At 59.5% G+C, this 23,594-nt stretch carries 16 protein-coding genes, 1 tRNA gene and 1 riboswitch; of the genes, 9 read left to right on the forward strand and 8 right to left on the reverse strand.

The features are described from left to right. Positions 1-598 precede the first annotated feature (598 nt). Positions 599-2,632 (forward strand): DUF4365 domain-containing protein, encoded by a 2,034-nt coding sequence (locus ACIX8_RS01510; RefSeq protein WP_014263546.1) that lies wholly within the window; start codon positions 599-601, stop codon positions 2,630-2,632. A 181-nt stretch (positions 2,633-2,813) separates the two neighbouring features. Here the strand turns inward: ACIX8_RS01510 and ACIX8_RS01515 are convergent, their stop codons facing one another. From ACIX8_RS01515 to ACIX8_RS01525, 3 genes are all read right to left on the reverse strand, one after another. Continuing rightward, complete coding sequence (locus ACIX8_RS01515) at positions 2,814-3,902, reverse strand: PDDEXK nuclease domain-containing protein (RefSeq protein WP_014263547.1); 1,089 nt, start codon at positions 3,900-3,902, stop codon at positions 2,814-2,816. Positions 3,903-3,958: 56 nt separating this feature from the next. Next, the gene (locus ACIX8_RS01520) at positions 3,959-5,149 is read right to left on the reverse strand and encodes a tyrosine-type recombinase/integrase (protein WP_014263548.1); all 1,191 of its coding nucleotides are present in this window, start codon (positions 5,147-5,149) and stop codon (positions 3,959-3,961) included. A 116-nt stretch (positions 5,150-5,265) separates the two neighbouring features. Then, a tRNA-Ala gene (locus tag ACIX8_RS01525) sits at positions 5,266-5,341 on the reverse strand. 460 nt (positions 5,342-5,801) lie between these two features. Between ACIX8_RS01525 and ACIX8_RS01530 the strand changes: the two genes are divergently transcribed. The 8 genes from ACIX8_RS01530 to ACIX8_RS01565 all read left to right on the forward strand — a co-directional run bounded on the left by ACIX8_RS01530 (position 5,802) and on the right by ACIX8_RS01565 (position 14,531). Further along, positions 5,802-6,497, forward strand: coding sequence for a sigma-70 family RNA polymerase sigma factor (locus ACIX8_RS01530; RefSeq protein WP_014263550.1), 696 nt, complete (start codon positions 5,802-5,804; stop codon positions 6,495-6,497). Then, positions 6,494-7,207, forward strand: a complete 714-nt coding sequence (locus tag ACIX8_RS01535) for an anti-sigma factor family protein (protein ID WP_014263551.1) — start codon at positions 6,494-6,496, stop codon at positions 7,205-7,207. Before ACIX8_RS01530 ends, ACIX8_RS01535 begins: the two co-directional genes overlap by 4 nt. Positions 7,208-7,275: 68 nt before the next feature. After that, the gene (locus ACIX8_RS01540; protein ID WP_014263552.1) at positions 7,276-9,123 is read left to right on the forward strand and encodes a tetratricopeptide repeat protein; all 1,848 of its coding nucleotides are present in this window, start codon (positions 7,276-7,278) and stop codon (positions 9,121-9,123) included. Beyond that, positions 9,110-10,078 carry a ribonuclease III gene (rnc, locus tag ACIX8_RS01545; RefSeq protein WP_223295444.1) on the forward strand — a complete coding sequence of 323 codons (969 nt, stop codon included), beginning with the start codon at positions 9,110-9,112 and terminating at the stop codon, positions 10,076-10,078. Before ACIX8_RS01540 ends, rnc begins: the two co-directional genes overlap by 14 nt. Then, positions 10,075-10,827 (forward strand): signal peptidase I, encoded by a 753-nt coding sequence (gene lepB, locus ACIX8_RS01550; RefSeq protein WP_014263554.1) that lies wholly within the window; start codon positions 10,075-10,077, stop codon positions 10,825-10,827. The genes rnc and lepB (ACIX8_RS01550) overlap by 4 nt, the downstream gene beginning before the upstream one ends. Positions 10,828-10,873: 46 nt before the next feature. Next, positions 10,874-11,734, forward strand: a complete 861-nt coding sequence (gene lepB / locus ACIX8_RS01555) for a signal peptidase I (protein WP_014263555.1) — start codon at positions 10,874-10,876, stop codon at positions 11,732-11,734. Between the two features lie 88 nt (positions 11,735-11,822). Then, complete coding sequence (gene lepB, locus ACIX8_RS01560) at positions 11,823-12,674, forward strand: signal peptidase I (RefSeq protein WP_014263556.1); 852 nt, start codon at positions 11,823-11,825, stop codon at positions 12,672-12,674. Between the two features lie 183 nt (positions 12,675-12,857). Next, entirely contained in the window at positions 12,858-14,531 is a 1,674-nt protein-coding gene (locus tag ACIX8_RS01565) for an AsmA family protein (RefSeq protein ID WP_014263557.1), read from the forward strand. 297 nt (positions 14,532-14,828) lie between these two features. Here the strand turns inward: ACIX8_RS01565 and ACIX8_RS01570 are convergent, their stop codons facing one another. From ACIX8_RS01570 to ACIX8_RS01590, 5 genes are all read right to left on the reverse strand, one after another. Continuing rightward, the gene (locus ACIX8_RS01570) at positions 14,829-16,268 is read right to left on the reverse strand and encodes an efflux transporter outer membrane subunit (RefSeq protein ID WP_014263558.1); all 1,440 of its coding nucleotides are present in this window, start codon (positions 16,266-16,268) and stop codon (positions 14,829-14,831) included. After that, positions 16,268-17,647, reverse strand: a complete 1,380-nt coding sequence (locus ACIX8_RS01575) for an efflux RND transporter periplasmic adaptor subunit (protein WP_014263559.1) — start codon at positions 17,645-17,647, stop codon at positions 16,268-16,270. The genes ACIX8_RS01570 and ACIX8_RS01575 overlap by 1 nt, the downstream gene beginning before the upstream one ends. Then, positions 17,644-20,835 (reverse strand): efflux RND transporter permease subunit, encoded by a 3,192-nt coding sequence (locus tag ACIX8_RS01580; RefSeq protein WP_014263560.1) that lies wholly within the window; start codon positions 20,833-20,835, stop codon positions 17,644-17,646. Before ACIX8_RS01580 ends, ACIX8_RS01575 begins: the two co-directional genes overlap by 4 nt. 234 nt (positions 20,836-21,069) lie before the next feature. Continuing rightward, the gene (locus tag ACIX8_RS01585; protein WP_014263561.1) at positions 21,070-21,759 is read right to left on the reverse strand and encodes a TetR/AcrR family transcriptional regulator; all 690 of its coding nucleotides are present in this window, start codon (positions 21,757-21,759) and stop codon (positions 21,070-21,072) included. A 172-nt stretch (positions 21,760-21,931) separates the two neighbouring features. Then, positions 21,932-22,062: riboswitch (cobalamin riboswitch) on the forward strand. Positions 22,063-22,111: 49 nt separating this feature from the next. Then, positions 22,112-23,560, reverse strand: coding sequence for a sensor histidine kinase (locus ACIX8_RS01590; protein ID WP_044175984.1), 1,449 nt, complete (start codon positions 23,558-23,560; stop codon positions 22,112-22,114). Between the last annotated feature and the right edge of the window lie 34 nt (positions 23,561-23,594).

Consider the following 23,594-nt stretch of genomic DNA (forward strand, 5'->3'; position numbering starts at 1 on the left):
GGCTAAATGCCTGTTTTCGACGAAGTTGCCCCGAGGTGATACGTGAAACGTATCACCCGATAAATGGAAAGTATTAGACAGGACTCTTCTGTCGCGAGAGGCTAGGCACATTTCCCGGTATCTTCCGATACCGTCATTCCACGTTTGGAGATCCCATATGGCTTTGGCCTCAATCATCCGACGGACAAACCGGATGGAGCCGTCGTCTGGGCGATGGAGCGAAGATCGGTGGATAGAACGAGAACCTACCACCGATGACCCTGCTCTCGAAAGACATTACTCGGTGAACGAGATTGCCAAGTCGTGGGGGCTTAGCGGAAACACCATCCGAAGGATGTTCGAAAAGGAACCGGGAGTGATCGAATGGGGTGCGGCGGAGAGCCGGTTCGCGCGAGGCTATCGAACTTTGCGGATACCGGAGAGCGTCATGTTGCGTGTTCACCTGCGCTTGCGGAAACGCGGGTGAACGTCAGCCGGGCTGAAGAGCCCGTTTTGAGTAACTCGGCGATTCAGCGCTCGCTGAGGCCGGGCGTTCGTTCAAGAATTCCCTGCTCGCTGATGAAATAATTCATCCTGTAATCAGGAGGGATCATTTCTGATGAATTCTGGCGGCGATACCTCGGATCTAGGTCCACTCCCCATCTCGGACGAAAAGGCAGAGTTGCAACGCGAGAGTATTAAGGCGCTTAATGCATTGCTGAAGGGGCACGACGCCATCATCTTCCGTGATGAACGGGTCGAGGACTATGGCGTGGACGGCTCTTTTGAACTCAAGCTGAATCGCCGAATGACCAACTTTCGCGGCCAGGTGCAGATGAAAGCAGCCGGCCGCCTCACTCCTCTCGTCGACGGATCGTTCTCGCATTCAGTCCGCACCGCCAATCTGAATTATCTGCTGAACGGAACCGCGCCAATCTATATCCTCTACGACCTTCAGAAGGACGAATTTTGGTTCACTTGGGCTCAGGATGAGAGCCGCCGATTGAATGAAGAGACTCCGAATTGGCGTAACCAGGAATGGATCGCTTTAAACTTCACCGAGCCCTTCACCCTAGCGTCACTCCCGGGTATTCACGCGCGAATCATGAAGGAGGGACGCCTGCATCGCCAAATCCATGACTCGCTGGCCAAGGCAACCGGGAGCGAAGCCGTCGTTCTCAGCATCGACAGCGAGTCGCTGAGCATCACCGATCCCATTCACGCTCGTGACGTCTTACTTGCCAGTGGAGTCGCGATCGTGGCTAGCGGTTTTCCTGTGGAAGTGCTGGATCTTTTGCGCCTTCTTGACGCAGAAATCCGGGAAACGGCTCGGATTCAAATGACCGCAGGATACGCTGAATTTACCAGAGGCGACCACTATTCGGCGCTTGGACATATACGACGGGCTTTGGCGCGGAAAAGCGAACTCAGCGCACGCGACCGATCGTTTCTCGTCACCCTTCGAGACGCAGCCGAGTTCCATATCGGACTCATTGATGCGGAAGCCTATCAACAGCGCCTCGCGGTGCGTTCCCAGACCCTGGAGGGGCTCGAAGCGCTTGAGGCACGTCAAGATGCACTGCGCCACCGATACCTTGGCGAGAAGGACGGCGACTCCCGTGCAGCCATTGTTGAGAAGTTGCGCGAGGTGACGGCAGAAATCCTCGGTCACCCCGATTCACATCGAGGACTCAAGCTGGACGCGAGATTGCTCCTCCTCTTTCTGGAAGGAATGCAGGCAAACATTCAGACAGACGAGTCGCTTTTTTATTCCGAGATTCGCGAATTCCTATATCCCAGCGATACGAAGAGCGCCACAGAGAATTTGCAAAACGCTCGGTGTAATCAATTGGGTTGGGAACAACAGGCTGACGAGGCACAGCGGGAGGCTTACGAGTTAAGACACCCTGTCCTCATCGTTCAAGCCCTCATCATTACGCTTTATGTGCGAATCGGCAGGCTATTTGAAAAACGAATGGAGGCGATCAATAGCCACCAATCTTACAAAGTGCCTGAGCCTGCAAAAACGTCAATTGAGAACATCTTCAATGAGGCTTATCGACTCTCACATTCCAGTGGTCTGGTTGAGGGCCGATTGACGCTCGACAAGTTGAAGATTCGATTCTTGGAAGTTCAAGGCGATATTGGCGGAGCCAAGGCGGCGGCGGAAAAGCTCTACCCAGAAGCGGACGCAATGGGATTCAAAGCAATCGCGGAGGAAGCAAGTGAGGTCCTCGAGGACAGAACGCTGTTGATGCGCTATGAGCAGGATATTGCCCAGTCTGATCTTCAACATCGAGATCAACTTCAGGCAACTCAATCAGACGAACAGTTGTCCCGGATGGCGATGCACCTACTGAAAATAATCGGCTCTCCGCCAGCCCATCCCAAGAAACTCCTTGGATACATGCGCTCTCTCCGATTTATCGCCCAGGAGCGATGCGGATGGTGCCACCACCTTCAACTCTTGGAGAACCTGACTCAGACAAAAGATCCGGCCATCGCTTTTAGTGTCTCGCCTTCGCGAAAGGTGATTTGTGACAAATTCAACCACATTTCCAGTCGAGAGTCTGTTGACGTGGTTGCGATCGTCGAAGATTTCAAGCACGATTTCTGTCATTCGTGTTCGGCGAGAGACCCAAGAGGTTATTAACGTTCGATAGGCATGAGACAGAATGCCGCTCAATCTGAATCGGTATCGCCAATATGCCAAGAGGCCGTCGAACCACCGTGCTTCGAGATGTCAACGGTTGCATCCAGGCCAAATCACTTATTGAGACCTGCACAGGAGGCTGGGGCGTTCGGGCTGGGTGGTCGGCTATCCGGAATTAGGTCTAGTGTTCCCCGCTTGCAATCAAAAATCGCTCTTCGATCCTCGAACGAGAACGTTTCAATTCTTCGGCAATGAGTTTTTCGTCCGGCAGGATCGTTTGATATTCGGCGGCCAGCACCTTGTTGGAGAGGTTGTCGAGTGCGTAGTGCGCCTCGGCAACTCCTTTCTCCGCGCAGAGGATCAAACCCACCGGTGGGTTTTCATCCGGTTTCATCCAATGTTCGCGGGCGTAGTTCAGATAGAGGTGCATCTGGCCCGCATCCGCGTAGTTGAACCTCCCGGCCTTGAGATCGACGATGACAAGGCAGCGCAAACGCCGATGGAAGAAGAGAAGGTCGATGCGAAACCAGGCATCGTCAATACGCAACCTGCGCTGTCGGCCAAGAAAAGCGAAGTCATCGCCCAACTCCAACAGAAAGTCGGTAAGGTGCCGGATGAGCGCCTCTTCCAAATCGGATTCAGAGTATTCGTCCTTGAGGTCGAGGAACTCCAGGACGAACGGATCTTTAATCGCTTCTTCTGGAGTGACCGCATCGTCTGGTTGAGCACTCTCGGCCTTCTTCAACATGGCCGCCTTGTTCTTGGAGAGCGCGATTCGTTCATAAAACTGACTTTCAATCTGTCGGTTGAGCTGCCGAATCGACCAGCCGGACCGAAGGGCTTCCGTCTCATAGAAGGAGCGTGCTTCTGGGCGCTTGACGGAGAGCAGCCGAACATACGCAGACCAGGGCAGCGGAAAGCGGCTGGAAAGTTGCTGGATTCCAGATTCTCCAGACGGTGTCTGGAGAATGTTTTGGTCCGGCCACGCCCGGTAGAAAGCCCGCATCTGCCAAAGATTGGCCCGGCCGAATCCTCGACCGAACTGCCGTGTTAGGTCTCTGGCGAGTTCTTCGATCAGTTGCTCGCCATACTCGGCGCGCTGTTCTCCGCGTTGCTCGAACTCGGCAATCCGTCGTCCGATCTCCCAGTACGTGGCAGTCATCAGCGCATTGACGGTGCGGGCAGACGCTGCACGGGCCGCCTGCAACAGCGCAACGATCTCTGCGCGGATACCGGTGTAGTCTTCGGAAATGGCTGGAAGATTTGCCATTGCAGATCCTTCTCCTATCGTAGTGGCAGATAACGCATGTGAACGTCGCGAAGCTGTCATGCCGCAGTGACGGCAACGGCTTTCTTATCCTTCACCGGCATGGCAGGGCGTCTCTCTTCACCTTGTTCCCATGCCATCCGCGCCGACTGTGCCAGTTGCGCCTGCCGAGCTTTGACGAAGGGTGCGTAGTGCTTCTCCGTCACCTTGACGCTGCTGTGCCCCAACAACAGAGACACCTGGTCGATGGGCACACCGGCCAAGAGCAATTCGACGGCAAAGGTATCGCGGAACATATGGGAGTGGCAGCGTTTCAGCGTGCCGTCCGGACTCTTCAGAGCCACATTCTTGAAGAGCAAAGCCAGGGAACGCACCCAGCCGCGCTTGGCCGTCTCCGGGTCGCCGTTGCCGCTCCAGAAGAAGTAGTGAGGATTGGAATTCGGGAGCGACCGCAACAGGGTATGTACTTCAGGTGGCAGCGGCACATAGACCGGCACCCCGGTCTTGGCACGATAGAGGAAGAGGTTCCCATCGTCGCTCAGGCGTGTCCGCTCCAGCGTCACCGCGTCCTTGATCGCGAGCCCCGACCACCTCATCATCAGGATCAAAGCCCGCAGCCGATCACGGCGATGCTCGAAGTCGTGGCCGCCGCGCCAGTCCCCATACGCATAGGTTCCGTCCACCAGCGCCTTGAACTCGTCTTTCGGGAAGTAGTCCGTGGGGGTGGGCTCGGCCTTGACCCGTTTCAGGAGGATGGCGGGGTTCTTCGTGATCCAGTCCATGCGGACGCAGAACCAGAGGAAGGCGATCAACCGCTCGTGCTTGCGCTGCATGGTCTGCGCGGCGTTGGTCCATCCGGAGCGGAACTTGGTCAGCACAGCCGGGGTGAGCTGGTCGAGGTAGACGATGCCCTCATTCTTTGCCCACTCCTTTAACTGTGTCTCGAAGAAGTACCGGCTCTTCTTGAGGGTGCCTTCCGTCAGGCGGCGGGAGTCTTCGTCATCCCGAAACGTCTGGATAGCATCGACGATCTTCGCGCGGGGCCTGGCCTCCGGCTTGTTGGGGTCGGACTCGTCTTCGAGCCTGCGGCAGAGCAGCTCTGCCTTCTCCCAGCTCCGCGTCTTAGCGGACTTGCGCAGGTAGCGTCCATCGGGAAGGTTTCCCTGAACCCACTTGGGGCATTTGCAGCGGCGGTAGGAGATGTCGACCTGTTTGCAGGGCGCGTAGTGGCGGGTGTAGGGCGAGAGCATGGGAGCACTCCTTTCCTTGCGCGGCAACCGCGCATAAGGAAAGTATAGGCCGCTGTACGATTTCTGTACGATACTACGGGCCTTACTCTAAGCTATTGATTCTGAAGGGTGTTGTTTGGTGGACCTGATCGGGATCGAACCGATGACCTCTTCCATGCCATGGAAGCGCGCTCCCAGCTGCGCCACAGGCCCACTCCTAGGGAAGGACTTATCTATTCTCTCGGATGCGGAGTGACAAGTCAAACGGGATCGTTCGCAGGGCACTTTTCAAGAAATCGCACCCGTCCGATATTCCCGCGAGTCTCGCCCTGATTAGAGAGATTGGCCTTTCCCTCAAAAAGCGACAATCTGCGACGTAAACGGCGCATCCCCTCTCCCCTTCGTTAAGAACGAAAGAGATTGTCTTCGGAACAAAGCCGGCATAAGCGGTGTCTAAAGATGTCAGAGTGAGCGAGCACTCGGCCGCCGGCGGCGCAGTTTTCAGCTCCTGCTCCAGGCCTGTTGCTGGTCTGATTTCGGGCTCCCGTATGGGCTGCAGTAAGGCGTTTTCGGCGTGAGGGGATGTTGTACCTCTGGACAGATAGACCTCTGCGGGCCTACGTTGAATAGATACGCAGTGGCTGCGGGCGTTTGGCCCCGGTTGAGGACGGCGATGAGCGATCTGGCAAGCGCGATCGGAATCCGGGCAGAAGAGCAGAGTCTCGTCGCAGAGTTGCAGGCGGGCTCCGAGCAGGCCTTTGCGCTGCTCATCGCTCAGTACAGCCATCCTGTCTATTCCTTGATCGCACGCAGCCTGCGCGATCCGGCCGATGCCGCCGATGTGACCCAGGAAGTCTTCGTCAAGGTCTTCCGCAGTATCTCCGGCTTCCATGGCGAAGCCAGCCTGCGCACCTGGATCTATCGCATCGCCCTGCATGAGGCCAGCAATCAACGCCGCTGGTGGGGCCGGCACAAGCGGCAGGAGTTGACCATCGACGCTCCGCTGGAGAACGAGGAAGGCGAGACCTTCTGCCTGGCCGATGCTCTGGCCACGGGGGACGCCTCTCCCTATGAATGTGTGGCTCGCTCCGAGACGCGCACGCATGTCGAAGCGGCGTTGCGGACGATTCCGGAGGCATTTCGCGAGGTTGTTGTACTGCGCGAGATTGAAGGCTTCGGTTATGAAGAGATTGCCGAGATTCTGAATGTGAACCTCGGCACGGTGAAGAGCAGGTTGACGCGAGGCCGCGCCGCCCTGCGCGAGGCGCTCCTGAAGGATGCAGCGACTCGGCCGCAAGGACAACAGGCCCACCCCAGCCGCAATCGTGACGTGGCCAAGGTGGGGCACCCGGAAGTAGGAACGCTATGAACTCGATGAGCAGTAACCAGTTCAATCCGGAGCAGAAAAACAATTCGTGCGAGTCCGTGCGAGGGGAGTTTTCTTCCTATCTCGATGGCGTGATGACCGGCGCCGAGATGGCTGCCATGGCAGGCCATCTGGATGGCTGCGGCGAGTGTGCCTCGGAGTTTACTGCGTGGCGTGAGATTCAGCAGTCGCTGGCCGACCTGGGGCCTGCGCGTCCTCCTATGAGGTTGCAGGAACGCCTGCGTGCGGCCATTGCCGTGGAGCGCGAGCGCGGAACACATCTTCCGTGGACCCGCCGGTTCCTGGCCGCGTGGGAGATCTCGATTGCGCCCATGGCACTGCGGGTTACAGGTGGGTTCGCAGCGGCGATCGTACTGCTCGGCAGCCTGGGATGGATGCTTGGCGCGCCCATTACTGTCCAGGCCAACGACGACGAGATGGCCCACCTGATTGCACCGCGTTACCTGTACTCCCAGGTGCCGCCGCAGCCGATCGAGACGGGCCGCGAGGTTCCTATCCTGGTGGAGGCGATGGTCGACACGCGTGGACGGGTGTATGACTATTCGATCATCGACGGGCCCAAGGATTTGTCCGTGCAGTTGAGGGTGACGCAGAACCTGCTCTCCAGTGTCTTCAAGCCGGCGACCGTCTTTGGTGTTCCGGTGCGCGGGCATGTGGTGATGACCTATACCGGCGTCTCGGTGCGGGGCTAGGTAGCGCAATGAGTCGCCCGCTTTCCGTGCGCTTCCCATAGACTTGTGGGGTGCGTCGAACAAGTATCGTGATCCTCACCTCCCGACCTTCGTCCCGGCTTGCGCTCTTTGGCGCGGCCTTTCTGCTTGCGAGCTCCTTTGCGGCTTTTGCGCAGAACCCCAACTCCTCCTCTTCCAGTTCGTCTTCTTCGAGCTCCTCTTCTCTCTCGGCGAGCCCTAATGATCAACATACGGAACGGCCAAACCAGGACGATCAGTCGAATTCTGTGGCGCGTCCGCGTGCCGCGCAGATTGAAGAGGGCGGCTCCGCGGTAACTCTCGAGGTCAGCGAGCCGCTCTTTGAGATGGCTGCCGCGCTCAATGCCTGCGGATACGATGCCGATCTCGACAGGTCCGCGCCGGTGCGTGCGCAGGTGCGGACCGAGATGAATGAGGCGCTTGCCGCCTCGGAGACGGCCCGTGCCAGCCGTGATGCCCTCTGCGCCTATGTGGCACAGCATCATCTCAACGATTCGGGGCTTGATGTAGGGCAGTATGTCTCGCTCTCGCTCTATCTCTCACCGCCTCCTGAACTGACCCCGAATGTGGATGAAGCCGAGTTGCCCCCCCAGGCTACGCAGGTAGTCAACGTGCTGCCGCTGCTGCGCACGTTTGCCGAAGAGATCCAGTTGCATCTCATCTGGCTGCGCCATCGTGCCGCGTACGAGGCCTTGGTGGCGCGCGTGCATGAGCCGATGGTGAAGACCATACTCAATACCAACATCTATCTGCACCAGCCGGTGAGCACCTATGACGGCCGCCGCTTCCTCGTGCTGTTGGAGCCGATGCTCTCGCCGAGCCTGACGAACGCGCGCATCTATGGCACCGACTACATCATCGTGACCTCGCCGGATAACACTGCCGGCGACCCGGTGCGCATGGACCAGATACGCCACATCTACCTGCACTATGTGATCGAGCCAATGGTCTACAGCCGCGGCTCGGCGATGGAGCGCATCCAGCCGATGTTGCGTGGTGTGCAGGATGCTCCGCTGGAGTTCTTCTACAAGAGCGACGTGGTTGCGCTGATGACCGAGTGCTTGATCAAGGCAGTCGAGGCGCATATGTATGAGATTGCCTCTCCCAAGCCGGCGAAGCCCGCGGACAAAGAGCGCGCTTCGGTGGACCTTTACGCTTCGGCCATGGACGTCTACAACCGCGAGACGGCGCTGGAGCGGCAGAAGCTGGTGGATTCCGACGAGCAGCACGGATGGGTGCTGACGGGCTACTTCTACCAGACCCTGCAGTTGATGGCGAAGAACGGCGACGGCTTGCGCGACGAGATTGCACCCATGATCTACGGTATGGACGTGGACCGCGAGCGCAAGCATGCCCAGGAGATCGTGTTTTCGAAGGAGACTTCGGTCGATCCGCTGCGTCCGCATACCGCACCGCGCAAGATTGAGGGAATGGACCTTGCCGAACTCGACCTAGCCAAGGGAAATACCGCGGATGCCTCCGATCTCGCCGAAAAAGCCCTGGCCAACCCGAAGGGCGACCATGGCCGAGCGGAGTACGTGCTGGCGCGCATCGCCCTGATGGAGAAGCAGCCAGGGGAGGCGATGAAGAACTTTGAGGACACGCTTAAGCAGAGCAAAGACCCGCGTACGCTGGCCTGGAGCCATATCTACCTGGGGCGTCTGTACGACTCGATGAATCCGCCGGATCGTGACCATGCCGTTGCTGAGTACAAGGCTGCACTGGCTGCTCGCGATGGCCGCCCGGACACCAAAGAGGCGGCGCAGAACGGGATTGCGAAGCCGTTCGCCTTGCCTCAGCGCGCGAGCCGGCCCCCTGCCAGTAACGATGACAAGGATTTCGACCCGACAGGGAAGGCCGAGAAGGATTCTTACAAACCAGCAGATGCGCCGAAGTAGGGATGCACCCAGGGCCCAGGATGGCGACGAAGAGCAGACGAAGACAGTCGTCATCCTGACGCGTAAAGTAGACAGCGGAGGGGCGATGACGACACGGCGCACCCGTAAAACTTCACCCAAGATCGAACCTATCGACGAACTGCAACGCCTGCTCGGTCATCGCTTTACCCGGCCTGAGCTGCTTGCGCTCGCACTGACGCACCGCTCGCACACCTACGAGGCTCGCCACGGTGTTCCCACCGTCATCCTGCCGGCTCATCCCGATCAGCGCGACCAGCGCAATCCACCCGGCACCGACAACGAGCAGCTCGAATTTCTGGGCGACTCGATCCTTGGCCTGGTGGTTACCGAGGCGCTCTATCGGGAGTTCCCGCAGAGCTCGGAGGGCGAGTTGACACGGCTGCGCTCCATCCTGGTCAGCCGCGCCCGCATGGCCGAGGTCGGTGTGGCGCTCGAGCTGGGCGAGCAGCTGTTTCTCGGCAAAAGCGCGGACCAGAACGGCGGCCGTAAAAAGCCCGCGCTGCTGGCCAATGCGGTCGAAGCAATTATCGCGGCGGTCTATCTGGATGCAGGCGCGAAAGGCCTCAAGGCCGTGAGAGCGATCGTCGAACGCTATGTGCTGGAGCCGGATCTCGACACCATGCGGGCGGCGCTGGCCGGAGAAGAGGGACGCGGCGCGCTGCGCGACCACAAGACGGTCCTGCAGGAGCGTGTGCAGGCGTCAGGGCTTGGCAGGCTGCGCTACGTCGACACCGATCAGACCGGCCCGGCCCATCAGCGCAGATTTTCGGTGGAGGCTCAGCTTGAAGGGGAGGCCGGGACACGTACGCTGGCTGCGGCTGAGGGCTCGAACAAGAAAGAGGCCCAGCAACGCGCGGCGGAGCTTGCGCTGGCGCAGTGGGAGGCAAACGGCCTGCCTCCCCGGCCCGTCAAACCACCCAAAGGTGATGCTTGAACGAGGAGCTACTGCCGGAGACCGTGGAAGCCGCACCGGCACGCCCTGTACAGGGGGTGCATGACGGGGTGCTGCCGCATCTGCAGGCTCTGCTGGAGATCCTGGTCCTCGCCATCTTTTTCGCCACCTTCATCGCGCAGCCGGACCGCGTCCCTTCGGGGTCGATGGAGCCGACGCTGCGGGTGGGCGACTTCTACCTTGTAAACAAGCAGGCCTGCGCGCCCAGGGGAGTCTTCGACCGCATCTTGCCGGCGGCTACGGTTCATCGCGGCGAGCTGGTTGTCTTCCACTACCCGCCGGAGCCCGGCAAGGACCTGATCAAGCGGGTGGTGGGGCTTCCGGGCGACCATCTGCGGCTGCGTGACGGGCATGTCCTGCTCGATGGGGCATCGCTGGCTGAGCCTTACGCGGTTTATAACCAGGCCCAGCCCGATGGCTTTCGCGACGATTTTCCTTCCATGAGGAGTGCGGACCCGAACGTCGATCCGCGCTGGTGGGCGGAGCTGCGGCGCATTGTGGCCAATGGCGAGATTGTTGTACCGCCGGGCCGCTACTTTGTCATGGGCGATAATCGCAACGACAGCGAGGACAGCCGCTACTGGGGTTTCGTTCCGCGTGACGCTCTCGTGGGACGGCCGTTGGTGGTGTATTTTTCCCTGGCTGCGCCACCGAACGCAGATTCGTCCGTTCGGAGATCGTTCTGGGAGGGGTTGCGCGACCGTTGGCAGGGGATTCGCGTGCTTCGGTAGGAAGCTAATTCTTGCCGCACGGTACACTGACCAGAGCCATTTGCCCATGAGCGGACACCCCAAGTTGAACAAGAGTGCAGCGAAACCTGTCGCCGAACCTAACGAGACGCCCCTGGAGGCCATCGCTTCCCTTGGCACGGTGATCATCATCTGGATCTTTGTTATAGGGTTCGTCTTTCAGAACTTCGCGATTCCCTCGGGTTCCATGGAAAACACGCTTCTGGTCGGCGATCATCTAGTCGTCGACCATACTACATTGGCTCCCCAGACAAAGTGGGCTCCCTTTGTGCACTACCGTTCGGTCCAGCGCGGCGATGTCGTGGTCTTTTGGAAGCCGCATTCAGAGTCACCGGACCTGATCCTGGTGAAGCGTGCCATTGGAGTGCCGGGCGACAAGGTTCATCTGCGCAAGGGCGTGGTGTATGTCAACGGCGTCGCCCAGAGCGAACCCTATGCCATCCAGCCCGGCGACGACAATTATGCTTCGTTCCGCGATGATTTTCCGTCGGACCTTGCAGGGCTCAGCAGGCAGGCGAGCAATAACCTGAAGGCACTTGAGGGCTGCGAGGAGCAAGCGTGCATCAACGAAAGAGCGTGGGCCAACAGAACGATCTCCTGGGTTGATGAACTGCCTGCTTTTATCCAGGGAGACGATCTTGTGGTCCCGCCGGGCAATGTCTTTGTGATGGGGGACAACCGCGCCAATAGCCTCGATAGCCGCTTCTGGGGATTTGTGCCGCAGGAGAACATCATAGGACGGCCCCTGTTTATCTATTGGTCATTCAAGACACCAGAGGACCAGGAAAATAAGACCGGCATGGGGGACCGCATCGGCTTTATCTTCCACACTGTGACGCACTTCTTCGATGGGACTCGCTGGAACCGCACGCTGCACGTTGTTCGCTAGGGCGATTCCATCGCGAAGGGAAGTCGCGCCGTCGGTAGCCTCGCAGGTTACACTGACAGAGCTATTTGCTACGAGGAGACTCACCGAGTTGAACAAGAGCGCAGAGGAACCGGTCGCCGAAGAGCGCAACGACGCTGCCGCCGGAAAGTCGAAGGACACGAAACAGAATCAGGAGCGCACCGAGACGCCGCTCGAGGCCTTGGCTTCCATCAGCACCGTTCTGGTCGTCGGGCTCTTCGTGATGTCCTTTATCTTTCAAAACTTTGAGATCCCTTCGGCCTCGATGGAGAAGACGCTGCTCATCGGCGACCATGTAGTCGTCGACCGCGCTACGCTGGCTCCGCAGACCAAATGGGCTCCTTTCTTGCACTATCGCCCGGTACAGCGTGGCGACATCATCGTCTTCCTCAAGCCGAACCCGGAGACGCCGGACCTGATCCTGGTCAAGCGCGCCATTGGGCTTCCCGGCGACCGCATTCACCTGCGCAAAGGCATCGTTTATCTCAACGGTGTGGCGCAGAACGAACCCTATGCGGGGATGCCCACGAACGACGGCGTCTATGAGCACGGCTATATCCCCTACCGCGACGATTTTCCCTCCGATGTGGCCGGGATCAGCGAGCAGGCGATCAACAACCATGCGTCCCTATGGGCCGTTGAGCTGCCCAGTCATATCCAGGGCGACGACCTCGTCGTTCCGCCAGGCACCGTCTTCGCGATGGGTGACAACCGCACGGAAAGCCTCGATGGCCGTTACTGGGGCTTTGTTCCGCAGGAGAACATCATGGGACGGCCCCTGTTCGTCTACTGGTCGTTCAAGACGCCGGCGGACCAGGAAGATAAGACCAGCATGGGCGACCGTATCGGCTTCGTCTTCCACGTGATGCTGCACATCTTCGATGGAACCCGCTGGAACCGCACCCTGCATGTCATTCGCTAGAGGCGTGGTTCAATGGACAATCCGGAGTTCTGAAGGGCATGGTCTTGTGAGCCTCATGGAACTCCAGGACACCAGCGACGAAACCCGCAGCCCTCTTGTTGGATTACGGTCGAAGGGCCGTACTCCTCAAAATGAACCGTATTCTGTACACGTCCAAGTCTTCAGCAGGCTTTAGCAACTCCCATGACCGAGCACACCTCCGACATCGAATATGACTTGCCGCCGCGTTCTGTAGCGCGACGACGGCTCGTGTTCGCCGCTGTCGCGTTACTCGTGGTGCTGGTGCTGGTCGTTACGCCGCCGCTGCTCAACGTCAACCGTCTGCGGCACCGCATTGCCACCAGCATGAGCGAGAGCCTGGGCCGGCCGGTTCATCTCGACAGCGTTACGTTGCATCTGCTGCCTATGCCCGGCTTTACGCTGAACAATCTCGTCGTCAGTGAAGACCCGGCGTTCGGCTCCGAGCCGGTGATCCGCGCCAACCAGGTAGAAGCCCGGCTACGTTTCAGCTCCCTATGGCGGCGTCAGGTGGAGTTCTCGACCATCCGCTTCATTGAAAGCGATGGCAATCATCCCAGCCTGAACATCGTGCGCAATGCACAGGGCCGCTGGAACCTTGAAGACATCCTGATGCAGGCCGCGCACGCGAACACGGCTCCCACTGCCCAGCGCAAGGCGGGCTCGGTACCGCGCTTTCCTTACATTGAAGCCACCAGCGCCCGGGTGAATATCAAGCTCGGAGAGGAGAAGATGCCGTTCTCCCTGACCGATACAGATTTTGCCCTGTGGTTGTCCTCGCCGCAGCAGTGGAGTGTGCGGCTGCAGGGCACACCGGCGCGCACGGACACCAACGCCTCCGATACGGGCGAGATGCGGCTTGAAGGAACACTGGAACGTGCTGCACGGTTTGCGGATGTCCCTTTGAAACTGACTGCGAGCTGGGCCCACGCGCAGATGGGCGAGGCTAGCCTCCTGATCGCCGGACACGACGCCGGTTGGCGCGGAACGATGGAGATGGGGGCAACACTGACAGGGCGGCTGGGCGCAGCGAACCTGACCACGGACGTGCACCTGACCGACCTGCGCCGGGCGGACTTCGTTCCCGCAAAGCAGTTGGATGTCTCCGCGCACTGCACGGCACAGGCCGAGGTGGTGACGATCACGCTGATGCAGGCTACCTGCACGCTGCCGACGTCCGGACCGCAGCCTATCGTGCTGACTTCGCCGCTGATCGATCTGCAACGGCCCGATGAAGCCGCTGGCAGCCTTGAGATCAATGCCGTTCCACTGGCCTGGGCGCTCGACTGGGCAAAGCTGTTTTCGCAGCGGATCTCGCCCGAGCTGCAGCCGGATGGCAGGATCGACGGGCAGATCCAACGTGTGGCCGGCCAGTCCTCAACCTCTTTGCTGGGTAACCTTCGCGCGACGTTACTTCCCGCAGCTCCTTCGAATAGCAGTGCGCGCACGATTGTTCCGCCCGCGCCTACTGTCTTCAATGGGCAGGTAGCGTTACCCGCTGTCTCTGTGCGAGGCAATCCTTCTGCGAACCTTCAACTGCAGCCCACCGTGCTTCGTCTCGGTACGGCGTCGCAGGTTACCTTGTCGGGTGATGTTGATCCTGCGGGCTACGTGCTGCATCTCTCCGGCAATGCCAGCCTGGCCCAGGTGAAGACGCTTGCAGGATTCCTGCCTCCACTGGGCGATGGTCTGGAGGAAGCTCTTCCGGGAAAGGCTGCCCCCGAGACATTGCGTGAGTTGTCTGTGTCTTGTTCACGGCTCTGGGATGGGATGCAGAAGTGCGTGTCTACTGCGGCGGATGTGCCACTGAAGAAGAAGCGGTCTGGTAAGAGACGGTAGATCAAGTCTCTTAGAGAGTTGTAAGTTGTAAGTTTCGGGTGCCCCATCCTCGACGCGCGGCTTTATGCGCGGCAGGGTGGGGTATCGTGCGAAGCACGACCGTCTTTGGCTTATAGAGGCGACTGTGGCCTGATTGAAGAGAGCGGTCGTTTGCTACCGCAAACGATACCCCACCTGCCGCGCATAAAGCCGCGCGTCGAGGATGGGGCACCCAGGCTGATGTATATGGCTACCAACAAAAACCCCATCCTACGGCGATAAAGCTGCCGCGAGGATGGGGTTCGTTTGGAAGTGCGTTTAGTTCTTAGGGAGTTGCGCTGCGTCCCAACCGCCGCCCAGCGCTAACTGGAGCTGCGCGCTGGCTACGATGCGCTGCGTTACCAGCGAAGCTGCCGTACGCTCGTTGGCCAACTCGATGGTCTGGGCGGTCAGCACTTCGAGATACGTTGCCAGTCCACGCTTGTAGCGCATCGTCGAGAGCTCAGTGCTGCGTTTTGCTGAAGCGACGGCGCGATCGGTTACGGTCGCCTCCTGCTCCAGCACGCGCAACGCGGAGAGTTGGTCTTCGACATCGCGGAAGGCAGAGAGCACCTGTTCGCGGTAGAGCGCCGTGGCCTGCGCACGCTGGGCTATCGCGAAGTCGACTTGCGCCTTCCTGCGGCCGGCGTCGTAGATGGTCTCGTTGATCCCCGGTCCGGCGTTCCACATTGCACTGCTTGAGTTGAAGAGCTGTCCAATCTTATCGGTCTCCACGCCACCGCTCGCTCCCAGCACAATGCTGGGATAATAGGCGGCCTTCGCAACGCCGATCAGGGCGTTCGCCGAGGCGACATGGCGTTCCGCGCTTGCAATATCAGGCCGGCGCTGGAGCAGCTCCGAAGGGATACCGGTCGGCACGCTGGGCGGATCGCCCGCAAGCGGCTTCTCCTCGATATGGAAGTTCGTGGCTGCTTCGCCGACCAGTACAGCAATCGCGTGCTCGAGCTGCGCGCGCTGCACGCCGAGATCGATGAGCTGAGCCTGTGTCTGCTCGAGCTGCGTCTGCGCCTGCTCCACATCGCTTTGCGACGCCAGGCCGCCCTTCAGCCGATCCTTTGTGAGTTGCAGCGTCTGCTGAAAGGAGTCGAGCGTCGAGCGCAAGAGCTGAGCCTGCAGGTCAACGCCGCGCAGTTGGACGTAGGAGACGGCCAGCATGCCTTGTAGACTCAGGCGGGTGTTCGCGAGATCGGCCGCCGAGGCCTGCGCATTGGCCGCGCTCGATTCGATCTGCCTGCGAATGGCACCCCAGAAGTCAGGCTCCCAGGAGATACTCAACGGAATCAGGAAGTCCCAATAGTTCGTGGCTTCGCCTGGTACGTGTAAAGGCTTGGTGTCGGAGATAAGATTCCGGGTCGCCGAGGCGCCGATGGACACGGTGGGGAATAAAGCCGCCCTGTTCTCTCGAACGATATCGTGCGCCTGTTCGTAGGAATGCAGGGCAGCTTCGATGGTCTGGTTGGACTTCGCGCAGCGCTGCTCAAAGTCATTCAATGTCGAGTCCTGGTACACGGTCCACCAATCGCCCCGGAGCGTTCCGTCCGCGGGAGTGGCTGTAGTCCAGTTGCCATTGTGGCCGTTATCGCTATACGCGGGCGGGGCAGGCATGGCCGGAGCCTTGTAGTTCGGGCCGACCTTGCACCCGCTCAGCGCCAGCGTTGCAATCAACGCTGCTGCTGTGGGAAGACTATGGGTTCTCATTACTTCGCCTCCGCTCCCGCCTGTTTCGGGGTTACGACGCGAACCTTCTCGCCATCGGTCAGCGAATCCGGCGGATTCGCGATGACCCCTTGTCCCTTCTCCAAGCCGTTCAGAACTTCAACCGAAGTGCCGAAGTCGCGGCCTACCGTTATATGCACCAGGTGCGCGATGTTGTTTCCGTCGACGGTGGCCACACGCAGCCCATCCGTCTCCAGGATCAGCGCGCTCACCGGCACGATCAGTGCGGGCGCGGGGTTGGAGGTATGCAGGTGGACTTCGGTATAGCTGCCCGGCAGAAGCTCACCGGTCGGGTTCTGGACGTCCACTTCGGCAAGCAGGGTGCGTGATGCCGGATCGACCGAGTTCGACGACCGTACCAGCTTGCCTTCGAACTTGCGGCCCGGATACTGCGGCAGTGTCAGGGTCGCGATCGCGCCGTTCTTCGCATCGGGCGAATAGATCTGCGGCACATTGATGAAGACGCGCAGGGTACGCACAGCGGAGATGTCGAAGGTCTCCTTGCTTCCTGTAATGGTTCCTGCTCCGGCTGTCGTCGTGCTGCCTTCCGCCGTAATCAACTGACCGACGTCGATGTTGCGCTGGGTGATCACGCCATCGAAGGGAGCTACGATGCGTTCGAAGGACTGGAGTTCCTCCAACCGGCGCACGTTGGCCTGTGCGGAGTTCACCATGGTGGTCTGTGATTCCAACTGGGTGGTGGCGTTGTCCGTGTCCTGCTGCGAGACGGCGTTTTTACCGATCAGGTCTACGTAGCGCTCGGCTGTTGTCTTCGCCAGGGCGGCGTTGCTCTGTGCGGTAGCGAGGTCGGCTTTCGCTTGTGCCAGCTGCTGGTCCAGTTCCGGAGTCTCGATGATGGCCAGCAGCTCGCCCTTGCTCACATGCGAACCGATGTCGCGGTACCAGGCCTTTACGTAGCCCGTGGTTCGCGCGTAGATCGGAGCGAGGGTGAAGGCCTGCATGTTACCCGGGATCACGATCTCCTGGGCGTTCTGTTGCAGCACCGGCTGCTGGATAGAGACCGGTGGCGCGGCTACCGTGTCGGTGTACTTCGCGAGCACCGTGCTCGCGTGCTGCCGATGGAGGATGCCGGCGATCGCGAGGACGACCGTCACGACGAAGACGATGAGCACCGGCACCAGTACGGACGCACGGGAGACCTTCGGTGGCGGTTCATGCTGGATCACCTCGGGGTGGTGGCCTTCTCCGTGAGAGCCCGCCTGGTTCGCCTGTGCCGGGTGCTGTTGATTCGATTGATCCGATTGATTCTGGGCACTCATTGCCTTGTCTCCATGTGCGCCTTGTGGCGCGTTGTTCTGTGGAAGTCGTTCGGCGGAATTCGTCAGTTTCTCGTCGCTCATGCGTGTGCCTCATTCCCGTGTTCTGCAGGCGGGTTGGCATGCGGCTTATCCTTGCGGTGCATGAAGGAGAAGAAGACCGGGACGAAGGTCAGGGTGCCGAACGTCGCCAGCAGCAGGCCGCCGATAACGGCACGGCCCAGAGGCGCATTCTGCTCGCCGCCATCGCCGAGGCCCAGTGCCATCGGCACCATGCCGATCATCATCGCCAGCGCCGTCATGATGACCGGACGGAAGCGCGTGAAGCCCGCGGAGAGTGCCGCCTCGGCTGCATTCAGCCCGGCCTCCATTTGCTCCTTCGCGAAGCTGACCACAAGGATCGAGTTCGCCGTTGCCACACCTACGCACATGATAGCGCCGGTCAGGGCAGGAACGCTGATGTGCGTTCCGGTAAGGAACAGCAGCCAGACGATACCGGCCAGCGCGCCCGGCAAGGCAGCGATGATGATGAACGGATCGAGCCAGCTCTGGAAGTTCACCACGATCAGCGCGTAGACCAGGATGATCGAGAACAGCAGGCCGGCCACCAGTCCGACAAAGGACGTGCGCATCGTCTGGATCTGACCGCGTACGATGACCTCGGTTCCGCGCGGCAGCTTGCCTTTATTGTTCTTCACGATCTGATCGATCTTGGTGGCGACACTGGCCAGGTCAGTCCCTTCGACGGACCCGTAGATATCGATGACCGAGCGGGCGTTGTAGTGGCTCACGGTACCCTGCTCGGTGCCGCGATCGATCGACGCGATATTGCCGAGAATCTGCGGGGTCCTGTTTGAGCCGATGGTGGCAATGGGGAAGTTCTGAAGCTGCTGCAGGTTCTGGACGTCATACTGCGGCGTCTGCACCGCAATGTTGTAACTCACGTGGTTCTGTGGGTTGAGATAGAACGTCGGCGAGGTCTGGAAGCTGCCGCTCAAGCTGGTCAGCACGTCGTTGGCCACATCGTGCTGGCTGAAGCCGACCTGCTGCGCCCGGGTGCGGTCCACGTTGACCGTCCAGCTCGGCAGGTTGAAGGGCTGCTGAATGCGCAGGTCCGTCGTGCCGGGGATCTGGCTGATCTGCTCCATCATCTGCTCAGCCAGCGCGTGATTCTGATCTATGGCCTGTCCGACCAACTGGATGTCGATTGGTGCCGGCAGGCCGAAGTTCAGGATCTGGCTCACCATGTCCGTCGGCAGGTAATAGAACTCCGTGCCGGGGAACTGCTTTGTCAGCCTGTCGCGCAGGGAGTGCGTGTACTCGTCGGTAGGACGATGCTTTTCCGCCAGCGTGACCAGGATGTCCGCATCGGCAGTGCCAACCGTGGCCGAGTTGGAGTAGGAGAGATTCAGGCCGGAGTAGGGGATGCCGATATTGTCGATGACGGTTCCCATCTCCGCCTCCGGGATCTCCTGACGAATCTCGGCTTCGATCTCGTCGCAGAGCCGGGCCGTATCTTCAATGCGCGTTCCGGTATGAGCACGCACATGCAGCTTGAACTGACCGCCGTCCACGGAGGGGAAGAAGTCCTGCCCCAGCCACGGATACAAAAGAGTGATCGATCCCACCCAGAACGCGACGATGGCGATCAGGAAGACCGCGCGGTACTCCATGCAGAAGCCCAGCACGCCGTAGTACCACTGCCGCAGCTTCTCGAAGTAGTGCTCGAAGGTGATCTGGAAGCGGACGAAGGGGTTCTTGCTCTTCTTCGCCTGTTCTTCCCGATCGTGCTCATGACCCTTCAGCAGGTACTTCGCCATCGTAGGCACAATGGTTCGCGAGAGGAAGTAGGACGCGAGCATGGCGAAGACGACGGCTTCGGCGAGAGGAACGAACAGATACTTCGCGACGCCGGTGAGGAAGAACATCGGCACGAACACGATGCAGATGGAGATCGTCGAGACGAAGGCCGGCACGGCGATCTGCGCGGCGCCGGTCAGAATCGCGTCTTCAACCTCTTTACCCTCTTCGAGGTTACGGTTGATGTTTTCGATTTCGACGGTTGCGTCGTCGACCAGGATGCCGACCGCCAGCGCGAGACCGCCGAGCGTCATGATGTTGATCGTCTCGCCCAGCGCTGCCAGCATCAGCAGTGAGCAGATGACCGAGAGCGGAATCGACACCGCAATGATGACCGTCGAACGCCAGCTTCCGAGGAAGATCAGGATCATCGCCGCGGTCAGGCAGGCGGCGATCAGGGCCTCACGTACTACACCGCTGATCGCGGCGCGCACGAAGATGGATTGATCGGCAATGGGAGTCAGCCGCAGTTGGGGAGGCAGCTGGGCAAGAATCGATGGCAACTGAGCGCGTACGTTCGCAATGATGTCCAGCGTCGAGGAGTTACCTGTCTTCTGGATGCTCAGCAGCGAGGAGCGCTGCCCATCGACGCGAACGATGTTTGTCTGCGGCGGGAATCCGTCGCGTACGTTTCCGATGTCGCGAATGTAGACCGTAGCGCCGTTCACGGTCTTGATCGGCAGATCGTTCAGGTCCTTAATCGAGGTCGGTGCGCTGTTGGTCTCGACTGGGTAGTCGATGTGGCCCATCTTGACGTCGCCGCCGGGCAGAATGATGTTCTGCGCGTTGAAGGAGTTCACCACGTCCGAAGCGGAGAGTCCATACGCCTGCAGCTTCTGCGTATTGATGTCTACCTGTACCTGGCGCTGCTTGCCGCCATAGGGGAACGCCAGAGCCGCACCCTGCACGGTCGCAAGCTGAGTACGGACAAAGTTCTGTCCGAAGTCGTTCAACTGCTGTTCGGTCAGGCCGTTTCCGGAGAGTCCCAGTTGCAGTACCGGCACGCTCGACGCGCTGTACTGAATGACCAGCGGAGGGGTGGTGCCCTGTGGGTACTGGCGCAGCGCGGTCTGCGAGATCGCCGTAACCTGCGCCACGGCCTGCGAGATGTTGACCTGCGGCCGGAAGAAGATCTTGACGACGGAGACGCCGTTCAAAGTCTGCGACTCGGAGTGCTCGATGTCGTTGACGGTTGTCGTAAGGCTGCGCTCAAAGGGCAGTACGATACGGTCGCTCAACTCCTGCGGTGACATGCCCGCGTAGTTCCAGACGACGGAGACGACGGGAATATCGATATTGGGGAAGATGTCGACCGGCGTCCGCAACATGACCACGGGGCCAATGATGAAAAGCAGCAGCGACAAAACGACGAATGTGTATGGTCTCTTAAGTGCGAGACGGACGATCCACATCGGGACTCCTTATAACTTCCTTCGCCGGTATCTATCCGGCATTTTTACCGGTACTGGCCCGGTGGCCTCTGCGCTGGCTGGATGAAGGTGATCCGGCCACTTCAGCTCGTCGAGTCAGAAATCTTTGATTCTGTACGAAATCTTTGATTCTGTGTACGTTGCGTGAATCACGATACTAAACCTGTAGTTTAGTATTGGCTCGATAATTTAGACGATGACGCCTCTGCGAAGGACTCAAAGATGTTTTGAATCCTGTTCGGTTTTCGTAGAGACCTGGTACCCAGGTCTCCGTATACCACCGAAGATGGCCTCCACCATGAACTCCGACTCCCGGTCGCTGAGCGAGCCGTGTCCGGCAAGCAGGCGAAAGATCATGGGGCCGTAGATCAGGTCGAGAACGATCTCCGTATCGATGTCTTCGCGAATCTCTCCGCGGTCTACGCCGCGCCGCCACATGATGCGCGCCGCGTCCCGCCTGGCATACAGAAAACGTTCTCGGAACAGGGCCAGAAAGCCCGGATCGCTCTGTCCCTCCGCGATGAACTGCCCGAACAGTCTGCCCAGCGGCGACTTGTAAAAGGTCATTACAGACTGCAGTTGTTCCGTGAAATCCTTCTCGGCCGATCCGGTATTCGGCATGATGACCCGCTCCGTCATGCCGGCGAGATAAGCGTCGAGTGCAACTAAACTTTTGTTGGGCCACCATTTATAAATGGTGGCTTTGCTGACGCCGGCCCGTTTGGCGATGGCGTCGGCGGTTACCTTGCGGAGCGGCTTGCGCTCCAGCAGGTAGAGCGTTGCCTTGAGAATCGCGACTTCGGCTTCAATGCTGCGCTGCCGTCCGCGCGACTTCGGCTCGTCGGGGAGCGGCATCTCTTGGAGCATCTTTACGCGGCCGCTCCTGCTTACAATGGTTCCAAGCACGAATCGTACTCCTGGAAGATCTGGCGATAATCGTTCTGTTACCGTGAGCTTTCTAATACTGAACTCGACGTTCAGTATATCCCCGAAATAAGGGAAAGTCACTCCTTTGGCACCTCCCTTATAAAGAAGGATATATCCACAAGGGGTGGGATTGCACCGGGGTATACCTCAAGATATAGTGGCTGCTCCGAGGTTTCTCCGCAAGGAGAATTAAACGGGAATCCGGTGAAAATCCCGAACTGCCCCGCAGCTGTAGCAGGTGCGAACTTTGCGCGGAATGACAACCAGAAAAGGCAAAGACGAAAGCCATAGCGGCAATCGTTCACTGCCTCTGCATGTTCCTCAATAACATCTATGCCAACGGCAAGGTAAACGTAAACACAGATCCCTGCCCAGGCTGGCTGGTAACCGAGATTGTCCCGTTATGCGCTTCTACGATGGCGCGGCAAATCGCCAGCCCCATGCCGGTTCCGGGGATATGTGCCGTTCGTTTGCGCGATCTGTAGAGCTTGTCGAAGACCAGGGGCTGCTCGGCCGGGTCGATCCCGATGCCACGGTCGGCGATGCTGCACGAGGCACACTGTCCACGCACCTCTACGCTGATATAGATAGGCTGGCCGGGGGCGGAGTACTTCGCCGCATTCTCAAGCAGGTTATAGATCACCTTCTCAATGCGGAGCGGGTCGGCGACGACACACGGTAGATCCTCGGGAATTCTTTTGATGATTTCGTGATCGGCGAGTCTGGCTCCAGCCGTCTCGATGGCCGCGTCGATCATGTCACTGAGTTGTTGAGGACTTACGTCCATGCTGACCTGCTGCGTATCGAGCTGAGCCATCTCGACGGCTTCTGTGACCAGTTGATCGAGCCGGTCGTTCTGTTCGGAAATCTCCGTCAGAAGCTCATGGGACTCGGCGGACTCGGCGTTGGCCTCCAGGAGTTTATCGATGGACGTTTTGATCGACGCTACCGGAGTTCGCAGTTCATGCGTGATTGAATCGAGGATCATCGACCGCAGACGCTCACTCTCCTGTGCGGCTTCGACGTGGGCGACCTCCTCTACCGCGCGCACGCGATCCAGGGCGACGGAGACCAGGCCTCCGAGGGCTTCGAGAGTCTGGGTGGAGAGTTTGACGCCGCGCAGAATCAGAAGGCCACGAGGCTTTACGCCGGTCCGCAGCGGCACGATGGCGGCGCCGTCCGAGGTGATGGAGACGCCGGGGGCGTGGGCCAGTTCATGCAGCTCCGTGGTGTCGATGGTCGGGGGCCAGGCGATGCTGGTGTCAAGGCCCGCCCGGTAGCTCCGATTGCCCTCCAGCAGATAGAAGAGGACCGAATTCGAACCGGTGGCAAGCGTGACCGATGCCGGAATGGAGTTGGTTAGCTGGGTCAGCTCCTCGCTCTGCAGCAGGTCGCGGCTGAGGCTGTAGAGAATCTCCAGTTCCGACTGCCGGGCACGGGCATCGCTGGACTCCGCGCGGATGCGATGCGACAGGCGGCTGGCAAAGACGGCTGTGATGAGGAATACGGCAAGGGCGACGAGGTTTTGTGGATCGGAGACCGTGAACTTGTAGAGCGGCGGAAGAAAGAAAAAATTGTAGCAGGCAGTGGCGACGAGTGAGGCTCCGATGGAGAAACGCAGACCCCATCTGGCCGCGATGAACAGGATAAGCAGCAGCAAGGTCAGAGCGACGGTCGTCTGGTTGGCATGCACGACGAGCCTGTAGAACGTTACAATTCCCGCGAGACAGGCTGCGGCGCCGATGCAACGCATAATGGTAATAAGCCGTTTCGAGTTCACTGTGAGATTCTACGACTCGTGCGGTTCTCCTGCT

This window comes from Granulicella mallensis MP5ACTX8 (assembly GCF_000178955.2).
GTDB lineage: Bacteria > Acidobacteriota > Terriglobia > Terriglobales > Acidobacteriaceae > Granulicella > Granulicella mallensis.